Origin of the sequence: Christiangramia fulva (assembly GCF_003024155.1) — a bacterium.
Classification (GTDB): Bacteria; Bacteroidota; Bacteroidia; order Flavobacteriales; family Flavobacteriaceae; genus Christiangramia; species Christiangramia fulva.
Genome location: NZ_CP028136.1, coordinates 3,363,527 through 3,381,594 on the forward strand (window position 1 = coordinate 3,363,527; position 18,068 = coordinate 3,381,594).

17 protein-coding genes and 1 tRNA gene are annotated in these 18,068 nt (G+C 34.4%); 8 read left to right on the plus strand and 10 right to left on the minus strand.

Features of this window, described 5'->3' with window-relative positions:
• Positions 1 to 5 precede the first annotated feature (5 nt).
• Entirely contained in the window at positions 6 to 392 is a 387-nt protein-coding gene (locus tag C7S20_RS15005) for an START-like domain-containing protein (RefSeq protein ID WP_107013239.1), read from the minus strand.
• A 181-nt stretch (positions 393 to 573) separates the two neighbouring features.
• Between C7S20_RS15005 and C7S20_RS15010 the strand changes: the two genes are divergently transcribed.
• A tRNA-Met gene (locus C7S20_RS15010) sits at positions 574 to 647 on the plus strand.
• A gap of 204 nt (positions 648 to 851) precedes the next feature.
• On the opposite strand, the gene C7S20_RS15015 is transcribed toward C7S20_RS15010, so the two are convergent.
• Genes C7S20_RS15015 through mbpA form a run of 3 tightly spaced genes read right to left on the minus strand, consistent with a single transcriptional unit; the run spans position 852 to position 2,515 of the window.
• Positions 852 to 1,154, minus strand: coding sequence for a DUF6730 family protein (locus tag C7S20_RS15015; RefSeq protein WP_107013240.1), 303 nt, complete (start codon positions 1,152 to 1,154; stop codon positions 852 to 854).
• Between the two features lie 12 nt (positions 1,155 to 1,166).
• Complete coding sequence (locus C7S20_RS15020) at positions 1,167 to 2,033, minus strand: relaxase/mobilization nuclease domain-containing protein (protein WP_227009020.1); 867 nt, start codon at positions 2,031 to 2,033, stop codon at positions 1,167 to 1,169.
• A complete protein-coding gene (gene mbpA / locus C7S20_RS15025; protein ID WP_227009021.1) occupies positions 2,030 to 2,515 on the minus strand; it encodes a mobilization protein MbpA in 486 nt (161 codons plus the stop codon). The genes C7S20_RS15020 and mbpA overlap by 4 nt, the downstream gene beginning before the upstream one ends.
• A 686-nt stretch (positions 2,516 to 3,201) precedes the next feature.
• Between mbpA and C7S20_RS15030 the strand changes: the two genes are divergently transcribed.
• The 4 genes from C7S20_RS15030 to C7S20_RS15055 all read left to right on the plus strand — a co-directional run bounded on the left by C7S20_RS15030 (position 3,202) and on the right by C7S20_RS15055 (position 6,641).
• Positions 3,202 to 3,984 (plus strand): hypothetical protein, encoded by a 783-nt coding sequence (locus C7S20_RS15030; protein WP_107013242.1) that lies wholly within the window; start codon positions 3,202 to 3,204, stop codon positions 3,982 to 3,984.
• Positions 3,985 to 4,127: 143 nt separating this feature from the next.
• Positions 4,128 to 4,772, plus strand: a complete 645-nt coding sequence (locus C7S20_RS15035) for an outer membrane beta-barrel protein (RefSeq protein WP_107013243.1) — start codon at positions 4,128 to 4,130, stop codon at positions 4,770 to 4,772.
• A 228-nt stretch (positions 4,773 to 5,000) separates the two neighbouring features.
• The gene (locus tag C7S20_RS15040) at positions 5,001 to 5,342 is read left to right on the plus strand and encodes a hypothetical protein (protein ID WP_107013244.1); all 342 of its coding nucleotides are present in this window, start codon (positions 5,001 to 5,003) and stop codon (positions 5,340 to 5,342) included.
• 570 nt (positions 5,343 to 5,912) lie between these two features.
• Entirely contained in the window at positions 5,913 to 6,641 is a 729-nt protein-coding gene (locus C7S20_RS15055) for a class I SAM-dependent methyltransferase (RefSeq protein WP_227009022.1), read from the plus strand.
• Positions 6,642 to 6,918: 277 nt separating this feature from the next.
• Here the strand turns inward: C7S20_RS15055 and C7S20_RS15060 are convergent, their stop codons facing one another.
• Together C7S20_RS15060 and C7S20_RS19580 are read right to left on the minus strand one after the other, a co-directional pair.
• The gene (locus C7S20_RS15060; protein ID WP_107013247.1) at positions 6,919 to 7,263 is read right to left on the minus strand and encodes a hypothetical protein; all 345 of its coding nucleotides are present in this window, start codon (positions 7,261 to 7,263) and stop codon (positions 6,919 to 6,921) included.
• Positions 7,264 to 7,273: 10 nt separating this feature from the next.
• Positions 7,274 to 7,501, minus strand: a complete 228-nt coding sequence (locus C7S20_RS19580; RefSeq protein ID WP_159039949.1) for a hypothetical protein — start codon at positions 7,499 to 7,501, stop codon at positions 7,274 to 7,276.
• Between the two features lie 120 nt (positions 7,502 to 7,621).
• On the opposite strand from C7S20_RS19580, the gene C7S20_RS15070 reads away from it, so the two are divergent.
• From C7S20_RS15070 to C7S20_RS15080, 3 genes are read left to right on the plus strand one after another with little or no spacing between them, the layout of a single operon-like run.
• A complete protein-coding gene (locus C7S20_RS15070) occupies positions 7,622 to 8,101 on the plus strand; it encodes a DUF892 family protein (RefSeq protein WP_107013249.1) in 480 nt (159 codons plus the stop codon).
• 40 nt (positions 8,102 to 8,141) lie between these two features.
• Positions 8,142 to 8,606: a COG2426 family protein gene (locus C7S20_RS15075; protein WP_107013250.1), complete on the plus strand. Its 465-nt coding sequence runs from the start codon at positions 8,142 to 8,144 to the stop codon at positions 8,604 to 8,606.
• 25 nt (positions 8,607 to 8,631) lie between these two features.
• Positions 8,632 to 9,345, plus strand: coding sequence for a TerC family protein (locus tag C7S20_RS15080; protein WP_107013251.1), 714 nt, complete (start codon positions 8,632 to 8,634; stop codon positions 9,343 to 9,345).
• 387 nt (positions 9,346 to 9,732) lie between these two features.
• Here C7S20_RS15080 and C7S20_RS15090 read toward each other — a convergent pair whose 3' ends face one another.
• From C7S20_RS15090 to C7S20_RS15105, 4 genes are all read right to left on the minus strand, one after another.
• A complete protein-coding gene (locus tag C7S20_RS15090) occupies positions 9,733 to 11,316 on the minus strand; it encodes an SUMF1/EgtB/PvdO family nonheme iron enzyme (RefSeq protein WP_107013253.1) in 1,584 nt (527 codons plus the stop codon).
• A 253-nt stretch (positions 11,317 to 11,569) separates the two neighbouring features.
• The gene (locus tag C7S20_RS15095; protein ID WP_107013254.1) at positions 11,570 to 12,775 is read right to left on the minus strand and encodes a site-specific integrase; all 1,206 of its coding nucleotides are present in this window, start codon (positions 12,773 to 12,775) and stop codon (positions 11,570 to 11,572) included.
• Between the two features lie 811 nt (positions 12,776 to 13,586).
• The gene (locus tag C7S20_RS15100) at positions 13,587 to 16,727 is read right to left on the minus strand and encodes a type I restriction endonuclease subunit R (protein ID WP_107013255.1); all 3,141 of its coding nucleotides are present in this window, start codon (positions 16,725 to 16,727) and stop codon (positions 13,587 to 13,589) included.
• Positions 16,724 to 18,067, minus strand: a complete 1,344-nt coding sequence (locus tag C7S20_RS15105) for a Fic family protein (RefSeq protein ID WP_107013256.1) — start codon at positions 18,065 to 18,067, stop codon at positions 16,724 to 16,726. The genes C7S20_RS15100 and C7S20_RS15105 overlap by 4 nt, the downstream gene beginning before the upstream one ends.
• Position 18,068: the final 1 nt, after the last annotated feature.

Sequence of the window (18,068 nt, forward strand, 5' to 3'; positions counted from 1 at the left end):
TGTTTTTAAACTGAACCTAAAATAGATTTAAGGTCTGATATCATATTTTCCCAAAGCATCTTTCCTTCATCTATTTCATCTTCTTCGGCAAAATCGGTGATCATAAGTGAAACATCCTTGGTAATATCGTCAACCTGAATGCGCATTTCAAAAAAATAAGGGGTATCCTCATCGTCTACCCACTTGAATTTAATGCGCTCATCGTTCTTTTTGCTAACGAGTTTAGCCTTCTCTTCACTACCTTCCCAAATAAAAGTAAAAAACTCACCCCGTGAGTTCACATTATCGGCATACCATTCGCTTAAACCTGAGGGAGTTGAAATATACTGGAATAATAATGAAGGAGAAGCCTGGATAGGAAATTCCATTTCGTATTTGATCTTTTCTTCCATTTCTGATTAATTAGTTTCGGGCAATATAGATATTAATTGGAAAGATTAAAAGAAATCAAAATAAATAATTCAGAAAATAAAGTTTGCGCCAAAATAAATAGTTTTTATATTTGCACCCTCGTTGACAAAATGAGCGTAAGAATGTTTTTATGGCAGCGCTCATGCAGGTTTACAGCGAAATGGCGAGGTAGCTCAGTTGGTTAGAGCGTCGGATTCATAACCCGGAGGTCCCGAGTTCAAATCTCGGTCTCGCTACTTGTAAAATAAGGGGTTTCGATTTTTCGAAATCCCTTTTTTCTTTCCCAGGTACAACATAGGTACAACATTTTAAAAAATGAACCTATTTCTTATAAAATTATCTCATATACCTTTAATTGATTACAATTCATAACTGAAAAAATTAAATAGCTAATTTTGACCTTTTTTGTTTCCTAGCCCTAGGGAAGTTTGTGCCTGAAATCAGAATATAAGAAGGTATGACACAAGAGCACAATTTATTATTATTGAAATTATGAAAACTATCACCGCCCATTTCGGATATATCTTTGCATCCTCCATTAAATTCTCCATTTTTCGATGAAACTTTTCCAGATTTTTTCTGTTTTGCTCCATTTGATCTTCATGAGTTTTTAGGAATGCTTCTAATTTGGATACATCAATTTCTATTTTTTGTTGCTGTAGCTTTTCCATTTTTTTTACCAACTGTTCATACCGGTTGATCTCTTCGATCATCAGTGTCATTAGTTCTTCTACTTTTGCCATTTTTTTATGATTTTACATTCCTAAATCCATCCCTTTTGATATTGTTTTTTTGACAACCTCTTTGGCTATTTTGAGTGGGAGATTCCCAGCAGCATCCAATCCCTTCCCAATCATTTTTGCCGCCAATTGTTTTCCGATCTCTTCATACCGTTGCTGGTTTTTATCCAGTTGCTTTGCAATGTTGCCCATGCTCATGCTCCTGTGAATTTCACTTCCTTTTAAATTGTATTTATCAAATTCAAAACGAAATCCTTGCAGCTTCTCTGCTTTATTGATACAAGGGATCACTTTAACACCATTGTAGCGCATAGCCTCTTGGTATCTTTCGAAGGTGTTAGGTCGAAAATTTTTTAAAGCAATATCATGTCTTCTTTTGATCTCTGCGCGGATATCTTTCAAATTAATTAGCTTCTCCATTTGTACCTCTTTTACTGTCTCCAGTTTATGTTCCTGTGCAACCTTTTCAGCCATCTGCTGACTACGCTTTCCAATAAAACTATCGTTATAGGCCTGCCCCTGGTAATTGATTCGGTTTACATATAAATGAATATGCTTATGCTCCTTATCTTTGTGAATAAAGGCTATGGACTGACGATCTCCCAGGTTCATCTTCTCCACAAAAGATTTACAGATTTCCTTTAGTTGTTTGTTACTAAGTTTTTGACCATCTTCGATAGTAGGACTCAAGACAAAGGAGAGAGTATTTTTCTGACAGTTTTCATTTAGATCCTGTATGGCTTGAAACTCTTTTGTTATTTCTTTAGGGGTTTCCCCAATGAGTTCCTGTTTAAAAACTACCTGAGCTTCTTTTTCCTGGTTCCATCCATAGGTCATGGAGGCCCGGGTGTGGCTAATGGATTTTCCTTTTCCAATCATCATACAATTTTTTGAAGGTGAGACTTGATATCTTCCGCCAGTTTATAAACCGCACCTGAAAGACGAGGATCTTTCTTACGGAACATATTTCCTATCCACTTGAAGTTGTTATGGAATTGCAGCAGGGTTTTATAGATAGCAATTTGATCATCAGAAAGCCTTTCGGTTATTTCTAATCCGAAAGCACTTCTTCTGCAATATTCGCTAAGGGTTAATCCGCTCTTTTTAGCTTTGATCAGCAGTAATTTCTTTTCAAAAGATGAGCATCGAAATTTAACGAGATCACCTTTCCCCCTAAACCTCTTTTTTTCATTGCGACCATCGGGAGCAATCAAGATTGTGTCCACAGACACACATCTTGAATTACTGAATTCAGACGATAAATTATCTCCTGAATCCTCAGGATCTTTGGGTGGACTTTCAGTTTCTTCAAAAGGAATTTTAAGCTTGAAAAGATTAAGCTGGGAATCGTTTTTTTTCTTCATGGCGATTGATTTTAAAACACGAAAATCAAATCAACCGAAAGAGGCTTGAGGTTTATTCCGAAGGAACTTAAACCTTCAAGCTTCTTTTACCATGTCATGGTGAAAACGGGCCGAAATTTTTAAGTCGAAGACTTCTTAAATTTCGAGCCTGTTTGAGTAACCTTTTTTTTGAAAAGTCACTTTCTAAAAGTACAAAATTTAATAAATCCGATTCCTCTATGGATGACTCTTAATTGTTAATTTTTGAAAAGCATTTTTTGAATCATTATTCCTAAAAATACCTTTTCAATTGAGAGTCCGTAAAAATGAATAGCCGGAAGGTTAATTGGGAAAATATACTTTGAACCTATCGAAATAATAATTATTTTTTCATTTAATTGTTTAAATGTTTATTTATTAATGGTATGTAGTCCCTTATTGGGACACCGGTGTCCCAATACAGGACAAGTAATCTTATAGGTTGTACCCGATACGGGACACCTCTTTCTCATTTAGGACCACAAATAAACTTCCTGTTTTCACCCTTACTTTTTTAATAATTCGTTCACTTAAAAAATCGACTATGCAAACTGAATTTAAAAGAGAAGAGCTTTTTTACTTAGCCTGGGAGAAACCAATAACATGGTTTTGAAAAAATTACCTGCTCTTAACGCAACCATTTGTATTTTTTTACATCTTAATTAAAAATGATCATAGTGAAAAGAATATATATCATCCTGACTTTTTTGGCTGCAGTGAGTTGTAGTACAAATGAGGAGATTAGCGTGGTAGATACTGACATTAATTTTATGCCCGTAGAGGTATATAATAACTGGAACCTCTCAGAAATTCCTTCACTAAAACTATTACTCACAACATTAAAGAACTACCCCTGTAGCAATTACAGCATCATCACAGAACAAACCATAGATAACGATGAACTGATTATAAGGTTCCAGGAAATCTATGCTCCGGGCAACTGTTTGACATCAATAGGTCCTGCAAGATCATATATAGATTTACCCGAGAACATACATGAAGTAATCTTCATAAATGGAAATGAAACTGATAAATATTCTATAGAAGTTGGCCAGGAGAAGATTTTTATTCAGCCTGTTGAAAACAGCTTTACACATACTTTATACAATAACACTTTCCGATATCCCGAAAATTCTTTTGCTTATGTATGTGGTACAAATACCGATAATACCGAGGTTTATGAAGAATTTTTAAATATTCTGAAACAGAATGAAAATTTTACGGAGTTTGAATTTCAAGGTGAAGGTAGAATTCCTTACCCAGATAGTTCTAGTGGGCACTGGGTTAATCATCCATCAAAATTTTTTAAATACTCAGATTATGACGAATATAAAAATATAAAAGGCTTACTTGAAAATTTTACATCAGAGAATATTGAGGAAAATTCAGGTGTTACAATTTCCATCTATGGCTGGGATAATATAAGTTTCCATAGTTGGCTTAATAACTAAAAGACTATTCCCAATCATAGCAATTGCGGGTTTAGAAAAAAGAACTAATTTAATTTTTATAATAGGCCAAAGCGTTGAGACGACAAATCAGCTTCCCTACTCCATGGCATGTGTCATAAAATGATGACGTTACCACCATTATTATGAAAAATTTTTTGATAATAGCATTAATTTTAATTCAAACTATAGCCTTTGGTCAAAATGCTCAAAAATGGAGGCTTGGAATTGAGACATCGATCGAAAATTTGTCCATTCCGCGAAATAATTATGGACAAAAGTATATTAGGACAGATGAAAGTATAAATGGATATTCTGTCAAATTTGATCAAAAAAATTATAGTATTGGATTACGAGCTAAATATTCTCTTAAAGAAAAATTAGACCTATCATCAGGAATTTCATATTCAAATAAAGATTTCTCAGGAAGATATAACTGCGCTACCTGTGACTTTATAGGAATTTTCCCTGAGACAACTATAGAACAAAGGTTTTTAACTATTCCATTATCAATTGAATACCTATTTTTAAAAGGAAAATTTAAACCTGCTTTGGAAGGAGGATTCGAGAATAACTTTAAATTAAAAAATGATATAAAGAAAATTAGTAATAACTATTTTTTAGAAGCTTATTTAGGAGTTTCAATTAATTATGCTTTAATGGAGAAATGGATTTTAAATGTAGGTTATAATTATCAAAAATCTATTTCGCATCTCTATAAAACAGATGAAAGTGAGCTAAGAACAAATAGTTTCTTTTTACGAATTAGTTATTTATTAAAATCACGGTGAGTACCAGGGAAAACCGCAATGGCGCTTTCATAACTCCGCGGCACTTATAGTTAACCGCATGTCGAAGTGCATTTTATAAGAAGAATCCCAATTCAATAAATTAACGCAACCAACTATAATTTTAGTTCTTCCATAGACCTAAAGAATCCAAATAAATGGCTTTCCTTAATAAAAGGATATTTAAAGCAACTATTTATAAGAAATAGCATCTACTTTAAAAAAATAATCATGAAAAAAATCTTTTTATTTATTTTTTTCGGACTGATACTTCTTAATTTTAGTTGTTCAAAGGACGATGAAGGATCAAATGAATATATTTCTGTTTTATATAATCAAACCTATTGCAGTGATCCATGGGGTTATTCCAATGATAAACTTGAATTAGCAAATAAAGTAAGAGATTATTTTATTACAGAAAATATTGAAGTATTTGATGTAAAAGTAGACAATAAAGGAACTGCACAAGACTGCAATGCTTGTATGTGTTTAAGCGGGGTAAGGATTTTACTTAAAGTAAAAAACGGTGATTTAATCCCTTTTAAGGAACATGGATTTAAAGAATATAACTGATTAAGTAAAATAGTCAATCTTAAAATTTCCGTCTTAATTCAAGCTGTTGCTCCCATGTAAAATGAAAAAAATTAAAAATCCAAAACATGATTCAATGCCTTATCCGTCTCTTGATTCATAAAATTAGATTGGTACATCATAGTCGTTGTAACAGAAGAATGCCTATATAATTTCTGTAACATCTGGATAGGAATTTTATCTCCTGAAATATTTCCAAAGCTGTACCGCGCAATTTGCATAGTCAGCTTTTTATCAATTTCTAGTTGTTTAGCTATCCGGCATAATTGCCGGTTGAAATTTCGGTGATGGTTTTAATTCTAATCCTAACAAGAAAGTCATCTGTAAGATCAATTCCTATTAATTCAGAAAAAACGAGTAAAGTTTCTTTACATTTAATTCTTTTATAACTTTCAAGGATTTCATGTGCTTTTGATGGAATCTGTAATGATACTAATTTGTCATTCTTTTTCATTCTATAGTAAAAAGGCTAAACCGAATTTTAACAAAAGCTTTGTATAGATATATAGATTTTTTTATATTTAAAGACATTGATTATTTTAAAGAGGAAGGTTGCAGGTAACAGCGGAACTTTCCTCTTTTATATTAATCTTTCAGGAAGAAAACATCTCTCCAAGTCCCACTTTTATTATGGAATATGAAAATAAATCAGGTAAATATTACAACAAAAGCCGGCCGGAAATGCAGGCGTTACTTCCAAAAAATGCGAGCAAAATTTTAGATGTAGGCTGTGGTGAAGCCAGAATGGCTGAGGAATTAAAGAAAAAATTTAGCATTGAAGTTTGGGGAATTGAATTTATGGAATCAGAGGCCAGTATCGCAGCTCAGAAATTAGATTATGTAATTAATGATACCATTGAAAATAGTATGAAAAAACTTCCTGATAATTATTTTGATACAATATTTTTTAATGATGTTCTAGAGCATTTAGCAAACCCTAATGAAGTTTTAAAAAATATCAGATCAAAATTGACTAAAGATGGGAAGATAATTAGTTCTATCCCTAATGTACGATACCATAAAGTCTTTCAACAATATCTCTTTAAAAAAAATTGGAAGTATGAACGTGCTGGAGTTATGGATTTTACTCATCTACGTTTTTTCACCTCTAAATCTATAAAAAAATTATTCGAAGATGCGGGTTATGAAATCCAGTATCATAAAGGAATTAATAAGACTAAATCTTTAATGCCTTATATTTATAATATATTCCTCTTTTCGACTGCAATAGATATGTTCTATGTTCAATTCGCAACCATCGCAAGGAAAGCGACAAAGTAAAATCTAAAACTTCTTCATATAAAAGATTCCCGCCTAAATTGCGGGAATCTTAAAAACCAAACACCACACCTAATTCAAATTTAAACTAAAATATTAGGTAAATGTGAGTGTTTGCAAAAGGTAATTAGTTTATTCCAAAATTAAAATAAAATTACCTTATTAATTGACTGTAAGGAATTAATTTAGATTCTTTGGTAAAGTATTATATCTTTCCACTTGCCAGCAGAAAGCAATTGTACCTCCGGATCCAAATCGATGAAATCATTTTCAGTCACTTCTATTTCTTGTTTTTATTTCTAACAACTTTTTCAGAATATTGAAGGAAATTTTTATGTGCGTATCCACAATTCCCTTTTTGACATAATAAATAAAAAGCCCCTATGGAATCAAGGGGTTTTATCTTTGTTCCTTTCAGAATCATCTCTAATTTTCTTCCGAAATTATTAGGGGTACTTTTTAAATGAAAATCTTTTTTGGCAATAAAATAAATATCATCAGGAAAAGACGTCAAAGATAAAGATTCAGGTTCTCGAGGTAATGGATCCTGTTCGGTGTAATTAATCTCTTGTGAATTAGCAAACCCCAAAAAAAGGGAAAAAATAATAAATAAATAGTACTTCATTTTACTAAAATTAATCTTCTATAAATTTTTTATGATCCTTTAACCACTTGCGGATCTTTGATCTTTTCTTTTTAGAAATAGATTTGGCGTTTTTTATTTCATATTGACCGTTTCCTCGATCGGAAACAACAAACTCCTTGTTGATCGAGGTTATAGGAATACCTAAAAATTTTATTTCCTCTTCAGCAAGAATTTTATATTTCTTGTTCTGAGGTTTTGAAATCGCCTTTAATCTCACTATTCTTTTTTTATGAAAGAGGTCACAAGGACTATGCCGGGGCCTCAGGTAAAATTTTAATAAAAACAAAAAAATAGGAAGTTTTGGAACGATATTTTCTTGATCATGTAAAACGCTGGCATGAATCAATTAAAAGAAGTTTTAATATTTCAGCTTAATTATTTGAATACATTAGAAAAAGGGATGCAAGAATCTGTACCTTCTTTGTTGAAACAGGTTACCAACCAAAATTTGCGTTCTATTATTGAAGAAGTACGGGAGAATTCTAAAGACCATCAAAATGAAATTCAAGATTTAATCCAATCCTTGGGTTCGGACGTTGCATCTTATTCTAACTCTATTCTAGAATGTTTACTTCAAGAAGCTCATCATAAATGTAGAAAGGAGAATAGCTCATTAAAAAACATTCATATATTTAACTTTTTTTTCTATGCTATTTCTCATAAAATTGCAGCCTTTGATATAGCAAAAGAACAATCCAGAGACCTTAATATCAATGACGCCTCCATTGCACTAATGAACATTCTTGATGACGCAGTTTTAATCCAGGAAGAATTAAAACAGGTAAGAGCTACTAATCTTCATTGGATAATAAATTAATTATAATGAGGTTATGGAATTCCTCTAAAATAATATTAGCATGAGAAACGACATCCTTTTAGAGGAAGCCTTTATAGCTATCTTATGGAGCCTATCTCCTCTAGGAGAGGCCAAAGTTGGTATTCCTATGGCTTTATTACGTGGCATTGATCCAATTTTCACCTTGATTTCATGTTTCATCGCCAATGCCCTTGTTTTTCCTCTAATGATGTTTTTTTTAGATAAGATAAATAAACCATTATTCAAGTGGCGACCTTATAAAAGGTCTGCAATTTTTGTTGCCAAGCGAGCAAAAAAAGGGGCTGGAAAAGGAATTAAAAAATATGGTTTTATTGGCCTGATTTTTTTCGTAATGCTTCCTATTCCTGGTACTGGGGTATATGCGGGCACAATTGCTTCCTATTTATTTGGAATACACAGACAAAAAGCCTTTTTAGCTAATACTATAGGAATATTCATATCTTGTGTTTTAGTTTGGTCCTCTGCCCTTTTCTTGAACAATTAATTTATAAATCTTTATAGAACTTTCTATGGAAATATTTCTACAACCTGATACTTGGATCGCTTTACTCACACTCACATTTCTTGAAATAGTTCTAGGTATCGACAATATAATTTTTATTTCCCTTGTTGCTGGAAAAGTCCCCAAAGAAAATCAGAAGAAAGCGCGTTTGGGAGGCTTATCGATTGCTCTTGTAATGAGAATTTTACTTCTTTTAAGTATCACGTGGATTATCGGTTTGACTAAACCAGTATTAACTCTTATAAATTTTGAACTGAGTTGGCGAGATATAATTTTAATATCAGGTGGAATATTTTTATTGATTAAAAGTACTTTAGAAATTCATCATAAGGTGGAAGCAAAAGATCAGGAAAATTCTACTAAGATAGGTTCTTCTCTGTCCTTTTCTTCAGCGATTATTCAAATTGTTCTTTTAGATATTGTTTTTTCCTTTGATTCCATACTTACAGCCGTGGGGCTCACAGATAAACTTATATTGATGATTATCGCAGTTATAATAGCAATTATTGTAATGATGATATTTGCCAAACCAGTCGGAGAATTTGTAAACCAACATCCTACCATTCAAATATTAGCGTTGTCATTTCTAATTTTAATAGGAGTTATGCTAATCGTTGAAGGTGCTCACTACCATGTCCCTAAGGGATATATCTATTTTGCCGTATTTTTTTCATTGGCCATTGAAATGTTGAATATGAGATATAGAAAGAAAAACACATGACTTTGAAAGCTTTATTAAAACGAAATTTTGAGAGAAATTCAGAAGATGTGACAGTTACGTTGTTTAATTATTCTTAAAGCATGATTAAATTTTTTAATCGCCTCTGGCTTATATTCATCGCTCTAATTGTTCTAATTTCCTCAAGATATTTTTACATTGGATTAGATCCAAATCTGAAGGAACTATACGAATCTTTTTACCTCAACTTTACAAGACGAATTGCAATTTTCGGAATATTAGGAATATTTTTTCTATTTCTTTTATTACTAATAAATTATTCGTTCTTAAATAAAAAATTGCAATCTCTAAAATTCCTGGCCGTAACAGGAGTAATCATAATATTTCTTTCCTCCTTTGTTGGAACTGCTTTATTATTTCTATCTTAAGCTAATTGGACACAGTTTTAAGGTTCTTTTTTGGACCTAAGTAGCTCATTGCATTTCTAAAACCTATATAATCTGCACCTAAATCCTGATGGTAAAACCGTCGTTGAGAAGGATCTAACCAATAAGCTCTGTCTTTCCAACTTCCCCCTTTTACAACCCTTACTTCATTATTGATTAAAGTAGTTCTGTCTAGCACATTTCGAGTGCTTTTAATTTGCTTATCATATAAAGGCGAATCATACATCCTCTTTGAAGGACTGTTTATTTTTTGGAAATCCTGATAAAATCGAGTGGATCTTTTATCACCGCTTAAGTAATTCCTATTATCAGCACGAGAATAATTAATGCGCATATAGGTATCGGAAGAATCTACATTCTTTTTTAAAATTTCACCCGGAAGCTGCATAGCAAAGATTTCTCCTGTAATTAATGTATCATAGGGTATTTGCTCATTACTAACTATTTCATAGGAGCCATTTTTCTGAACTTTCTTTTTATATACATTTCCCCTAAAGTAATTAAAATCATTGTAGTTATCCATGATGGTTGGCCTATAGACATCTGCTACCCATTCGGCAACATTTCCAGCCATATTATAAAGACCAAAGGCATTTGGAGAAAATGATTTCACCGGAGCTGTAATTGCTGCTTCATCTTCATTCCAGCCGGCAATACCGCCATAATCACCATCACCTTGTTTAAAATTGGCCAAATGGCTAGGTCCGTTCCCAGTGAAAAGGTTATCTGTAGTCCTGCCATTCCAGGGATACATTTTTCTTCCCTTAAATGAATTGTATTCCCTAATTCCAACGAGACTCTTTGCTGCATATTCCCATTCTGCTTCTGTGGGTAGCCGGTACTGAGGGTATAATACACCATCGGTTAACGTAGCATAATCAACTTCTTCACCCTGCAGGCTTTTAATCGCTTTAGAAGGTGCATTAATATAAGTATCAGTATCAAAACTGAATCCTTTGGCATAATCCATTCGCTGTTTATGTTCTAGATAACCTTTCCTGTCCAGCATCAATTCGTTCAATCTATCAGTCCTCCATCGACTAAATTCTACTGCCTGAATCCAACTAACACCTACAACAGGATAATCGGAATATGCTGGATGTCTTAAATAATTATTTACAAGATGCTCAGCATAGCCAAGCCTATTTCTCCAGACTAAAGTGTCAGGTAACGCACTTTTATAAATATTTTTATATCGAGGATTTTCAGGGGGGAAAACTTTTTTTAACCAATCAAGATATTCTAGATACATCCGGTTTGTTACCTCCGTTTCATCCATATAAAAAGATCGAACGGTTTGTTGTGTAGGGCCATTATTCCATTCGTGAAGAGGATCATCTTGCACCCTTCCCATAGTAAAGGTGCCTCCCTCAATATAAACCATTCCTGGCGGCGTTTCCAACGGATCATAATTTTCATTATTATATTGAAAACCTCCATCTTCATCATTAATTTTCCATCCGGTTGCCCTTGAGTCACTTTCGCGTCCACTTAGGGTATTACAGCTAAAAAAAAGAATTGACGATGCGGACAAAAAAATTTTCAAAAACAATCTTGACTTAACCATACCTTTTTATTATAAGAAAAAGGAATTTTCGAGAATTGATGTTAATTCTTTTTCAAATAAAATTTAAAAATTGTAAAAGAAGCGTAGATTGAAGGACAAAAAAGATGAATTTAATTTTATTTATCTGGTTGGAATCCTCCTCATTGTTTGTTTTCAAAGATTAGGAGGTTGGTGTAATATTATTTCCCTAGCATAAAAAAAATGAAATTTTGACGCCTTTAGTTGCTCCTCTTCATAATTCTGGTTTAATAATTTAGAAGTTCAAAACACTATTTAAAGCCTTATCCGTTTCCTGGGTCATAAAATTTGATTGGTACATCATAGTCGTTGTAACAGAAGAATGGCGATACAATTTTTGAAGCATCTGGATAGGAATTTTATCTCCTGAAATATTTCCAAAGCTGTGCCGCGCAATATGCATAGTCAGCTTTTTATCAATTTCTAGTTGTTTAGCTATTCGGCCCAATTGCCGGTTGAAATTTCGGGTGATGGTTTTAATTCTAATCCTAACAAGAATGTCATCTGTAAGATCAACTCCTCTTAATTCAGGAAAAACAAGTTCACTTTCTTCGCTTCTAACCTTTTTATAGGATTCCAGAATCTCCTGTGCTTTGATTGGAATTTGAAGGGAGACTAATTTGTCATTCTTCTTCATACGGTAATACAGCCTTCCATCTTTTAAATCAGTCCATTTCAACTGGATAATGTCAGTAATACGAACCCCAGCAAAATAAAAGCTCAGCAACCAAACGTTAAGTGTATGCCGATTAGCCTCATTTAAACCTGTGGCATTCTCTAATTTTCTAAGTTCCTCAACTGTTAGTCCTATTTTTTTAGCTTCAGGAATTTTGATTTGATATTTCCCCTTTCCGAATGGATAATCATTTCGATCCGCCTTATTCGCTGATAATGCTAGATTATATATAGCTCTAATACAGATCATAAAATTGACCACAGTTCTTTTTGCCCTATGCTTTTTGAATTGAAGATAAGAAGCAAAACTCTTTAGCAATGGAACATCGATCTCATGAAATTCAATTCCGTTCCCGGCAAAATTTAAAAATTGCTCTACTCTGTTCTTCTCGGTTTTATATTGATTTATCTTTTTCCTGGATTTTATATTATTTAAATAAATAGCTGCCATGCTTTTAAAGTCACTATTATTTTCCCTCCTGATAGCCTCCTTAAGCTTTCCTACCGATAATTTTCTTTTAATTGATTCATTCTCAAGAAGCTTTTCATTTGCTTCATGTAATTTGCTTAAAATGAGATGGTTTAACCTCAATGCATTTGGATGAGATTTTTTTACACGAGACCTCCTTTCATCCCAGTACAACTTTTCAATATATTGACCAGTATATAAGTAGGTCGTGCGCCTATTCCGGGTAATTCGAATTGCGATTGGAAATTCACCTGATTTGTTCGATTTTTTACGGAGAGTAGCACTTATAGAAGACATATATTTTTTATAAATTATCCTCTCTAAATTTACCAAAATTTGGGTACAACATAGGTACAACATTTGGCCATTTTGCTTGATATTTAATGAATGTAAGTAAAATTAAATTTGATTCAATTAATTGATTTTGTGTTAATTACACTGTTTTTATAACACTCTTTTGATTTTTCATAACCCGGAGGTCCCGAGTTCAAATCTCGGTCTCGCTACAAGTAAAATCAAGGCTTTCGAGAAATCGAGAGCCTTTTGTTTTTTCATCTAGTACAGAATAAGTACAGAATCTCATTTTTTTTAATAAATAAATAAGAGCCATATAGAAAATCTCCGTTTGATATCAATTGAAACGGAATTTTATATTTATTCCGGAAATTAACTCTAGAAAGTAACCATTAATTTTCCATCGTTAATAAGATTCAAAATTTTAGTAATTAAGATCCAATCTTGAATCACTGCCCATTACTTCCCTGGAATAGCTCAGCATGCCTGAAACCTGATAGCTATGAAATACATCCTCTTCCCTATCGTAAAAAGTTCTTATATATATCCCTTAGAGATGTAGCTTTAAAAAATTCCTAAAAGTAAAGCAGTGAAGAAATGCGAAACGTTAGATTCTTGAAATAATCACACAAAATAAAAAATCAGGGTGCAAACATAGCCTATAACAATGAATTACACCCATTAATTAGAGTGAAAGAGCTTTTTAAAGGAAGGGTGAATTACATGTAATTGGAGCTATTATTTTAAGGCTATTAGGATAATTGTCTAAAAGGAGTCATCATTTAAAGGAATGCTATAAAGCATAGTAACTCATTTACACCGTTCTATTCTTCTTAAAATTCTCCGCTTGTTCAAATATTTCTTCATAAACTTCATCTCGCTCTACCGGTGGATAACCGTGTTCATCGAGTAATAAAATTAGCCCCACTTTTAAGGCAGATTTAATGTCGTTTCTTTTGCTCCAGTCCGGGAATTTCGCCTGTTCGTCCACTAAATCTTTTATAGCTTTTGAAAGCTCGATGAGCTTATTTTCGGGATATTGAAAATCATACTTTACACAGAGCTCTCTTAAAATATCATAGAAAGCTTTTTCTTCAAAATCAATTCCCAACTTTTCCCCGGCCGAAAACTCTTTTTGTACCTGCCAGATTAGGTCTGTGAGCTGCTCTGCCATCTCTTCGTAGACCTCTCCGCGTAACACATCACCTTTTCTCTCATTGTATCGTGAGACGAGGCCTTCCATCTTTTTAGAAAAATCTACTCCTTTTACCTTGTTCACTTTTTTAATCTCTCCAATAGCCCTGGCCAGTAAGTGCTGTAAAAGTTTGATTTTAGTATTGGGCAATTTGATCTTATCGATTTTTGCCAGATAATCCTCATCAAATATATCCTGCTGACTATTGGTTTGATCACCCATTTTAAAGATTTCCTCCACGCCTTCACTTGCCAAAGCATTTTTAATCATTTCCCTTACTTTGGCATTCATCTGGGCGGTATCCGGTGCATTTCCCCTGGTGAGCTTAAAGACTATAGACTTTACAGCTAAATAAAAATGAGTATAATCCCGTTCTTGTTGGGTTAATTTCTCACTTCCAGCACAAATATCATAGGCGGCTTTCAGGCGTTTCACCAAATCCATAAAGCGTGTTTCCAGCTCCTTAGTTTGCTGCACGTATTCAACGGCCTGGTTCAGGTTGTTTAGCTGGCTTAAAGGATCTCCATGGAAATAATCGGTACTATCGAATTTGTGAAAAATCCTGGCCAGTAAATCCAGGTGGTCCCTAACTATCTTCAGGGACTTTTCAATATCTTCGAAATTCTGACGCTCACCCTTATTGTATTTGGCAAGAGCTAAGTTCATTTGTTTCTTAATACCAATATAATCTACTACCAGTCCTTTGTTTTTGCCCTGGAATTTCCGGTTTACCCGGGAAATCGTCTGGATAAGGTTATGTTGCTGGATGGGCTTATCGATATAGATACTATCCAGAAACGGCACATCAAAGCCTGTGAGCCACATATCGACGACAATGGCAATTTTAAAATTCGATTTCTCATTTTTAAATTGACGGTCCAGCTCTTTCCGGTACTCTTTTGTTCCTAAAAGATCATACATTTCTTTTGGATCGTCTTTTCCCCTTGTCATGATCATCTTTATCCGCTCAATAGGCTTGAGTTGCTTCCAGTCTTTTTCAGTTAAATCGGCACCTTCTTCTGCCTTTCTAATCTTTGCCCATTCCGGTCTTAATTCGATGATGTTCTTATAAAGCTCGTAAGCTATTTCACGACTGCTACAAACAAAAATTGCTTTTCCTTTTACGGTAGCACCTTCCTCTAGTCTTTTTTCATAATGATTGACAAAATCTTCTGCTATGGCCTGTAAACGATCCGGATCACTCAAAATGGCATTAATGTTAGCCGACTGTTTTTTACTCTCTTCTACCTGGTACTCATTCGCACCTTCTTCCTCAGCTACCCGGTAATATTCCTCAATTTTCTTTAATTCCCTGTTCTCAAGGGCCACTTTCGCTGCCCTACCTTCATATACAATACGTACTGTAATTTCATCTATTACAGATTCTGTCATTGTATATTCATCTACCACCTTCCCAAATACATCTAAAGTAGCATCGATTGGCGTCCCGGTAAAACCTACAAAAGTAGCATTAGGCAAAGAATCGTGAAGGTACTTAGCAAAGCCAAAAGTTTTCTGTACCCCTTTTTCTGTGATTTTTATTTTCTGGTCAAGATTGGTCTGGCTCCGGTGAGCTTCATCAGATATACAAATAACATTGCTTCTATTCGTAAGTAACTCGGTATCTTCTGTAAACTTATGTATAGTGGTAAGGAACACGCCTCCACTTTCCCTTCCTCTAATCCGTTTGCGTAAGTCTGCACGGCTTTCTGCACTGACGATAGCATCATCCCCAATAAAGGCTTTGGCATTGGTAAATTGGCCTGTAAGCTGATCATCCAAATCGGTTCGATCAGTAATCAAAATAATAGTAGGACTTTCAAAATGATCACTTCTCATTAAAAGCCGGGTTAGGAAAAGCATTGTAAAACTTTTACCGGAACCAGTTGCTCCAAAATAGGTGCCTCCTTTTCCGTTTCCGTTAGGTTTTTGGACTTTCTGAATATTTTCAAATAGAGCCCTGGCCGCATAATACTGGGGATAGCGGCACACGATCTTTTCGTCTTTCTTGGAACTGTCCGGTAAATAAATAAAGTTTTTAATGATGTCCCGCAGCCTGTTTTGATGCAACATTCCCTGGATAAGGGTGAACATACTATCGATACCATCAACTTCCTTTGCCAATCCTGCGATCCTGCGCCAGGCATAAAAGAATTCATAAGGCGCAAAAAATGAACCTGCTTTGGTATTTACACCATCACTAATTACACAAAATGCATTGTATTTAAAAAGTTCAGGTATGTCCCTTTGGTAACGCACTGTTAATTGAATATAGGCGTCATAAATGGTGGTATTTTCCTGAATCGCCGTTTTGAATTCGAAAACAACTACCGGAATTCCATTAATATAAAGAATCCCGTCAGGAATACGTTTTTGGGTTCCGGTAATTTCCAGCTGATTAACGAACTTATAAGTATTTTGGTTGTCTTCTGAATAATCAATTAAATAGATCCAGATATCTTTTTGAGAACGGTCTTCCCGCTTTAGCGAAAAACCATCAGAAAGCATTTGCATAAATTCTTTGTTGCTTTCATAGAGGTCTGATGCCGGAAGAGTTTTAAGTCTAAGAATAATGGAATCTATTTCATTTTTAGTAATCCCGTTTTTCCGGTACCTTGTCAATAGAAATTCCCGAAGATCACTTTCAATGAGCACTTCATCTTCCTTTCGTGAGATAGTGCCTCCTAATTTATGCTTATAATCTTCTTGTTCCAGCTGGTTGGCAAAAACGCTTTCCAGTTGTGCTTCGGTAAATTTCATTCCTGTCTGGCTTTTCTTCCCTTCTCAGTTAACCTATACTTCTGTTTACTGCTTTTGGGTTTGTCCGGTATTGTTAATTCTACAAAACCCTCTTCTAAGGCGGGGTTTAAATAATTAATTCTAAAGTTTTTCCTATCCGAAAGCCCTAAGGAGTTTTGCAATTCGGTTCTACTGACTTCGCCGTTAATGACGTTTAAAAGTTCTTGTACTTGGGGGGTGACTTGCGGGGTAACTTGGGGGGAGACTTGCGGGGTCTCCCTATAAACATCATCTGCCGCAGGAAATATCATCCGGAGGAAATTATCAGAAAAACGGAAACATTCTTTGCTGTACGATTCCAGTATTCTGGGAATTCCCGAACCTAATTGCTCTACCAGGTCCAGATCTTTATAAATACGCATCAGCTCCTTGTTCCGGGGAATTGAAAAGCCTTCGAAAAACTCATTTTTACTTAAGCCATCAGGTAAAGAACCTGCGGAAGTTATTTCGATGCGATCATTAAAGATCTCAAATTTTGGTGCTATTTCGCGGGTATAGTCATTATGGACAAAGGCATTTATAATTGCTTCCCTAAGTGCAATGGCATTCCATAGACGATGTTCCTTTCGTTCTTTCTGAGTTATTTGTGTGATGGTGCGGTTTTCCAGGCTTATTTTATCCAGTACACTCTTAGTAGCTTTCACAAGGGAACAATAACCGTATTCGTTGCTTTCCATTAAATCTACTCGCGTGTCACCCTTATATTTTGCGACCTTTACGGAAAGGTTATTTTCATCGGCCAGCAAATAAGCGGCGTAATTCAAATCACCCTCGATGGTTGTAAGCTCTAAATTCTTCCTGAACTGTTTATTAAGGGGTTTTTGTTTTTCCTGGTAATAAATATGAAGCTGCTCAAAGTTTAGATCCTGGCGATGGGCTTTTATTTTCCCTATGGAATTCCGGGTACGAGAGGCAAAAAGTTCCTCAATTTGTTTCTGCGACATCGGTTCTGCAGCAGAACCCAGGCGTATAAAACAGCCTTTTTCACTCATCCCGTATTTTTTGAGATGGTATGGTTTCTCAGAACCGCTGGCTACAATAATCTTTAAAATTTCTTTCCCATCCCTTTCTTCGCTTACAATATCAAACAGTCCGAGGGCTGAAGGACGAATGTTGTTTTTTAACCGGTCTTTTATTTTTAACTGGTTGCTATCGGCATCCTGAACGCCAACTGTCCTACCTTCTTTATCTATGCCTATATAAATTATGCCACCTTCTCTGTAATTCAAAAAAGCCACAACTTCTTTCTCCAGTCCTTCGGAAAGTTCACGCTTATATTCTATACGATTGGTTTCGGACATT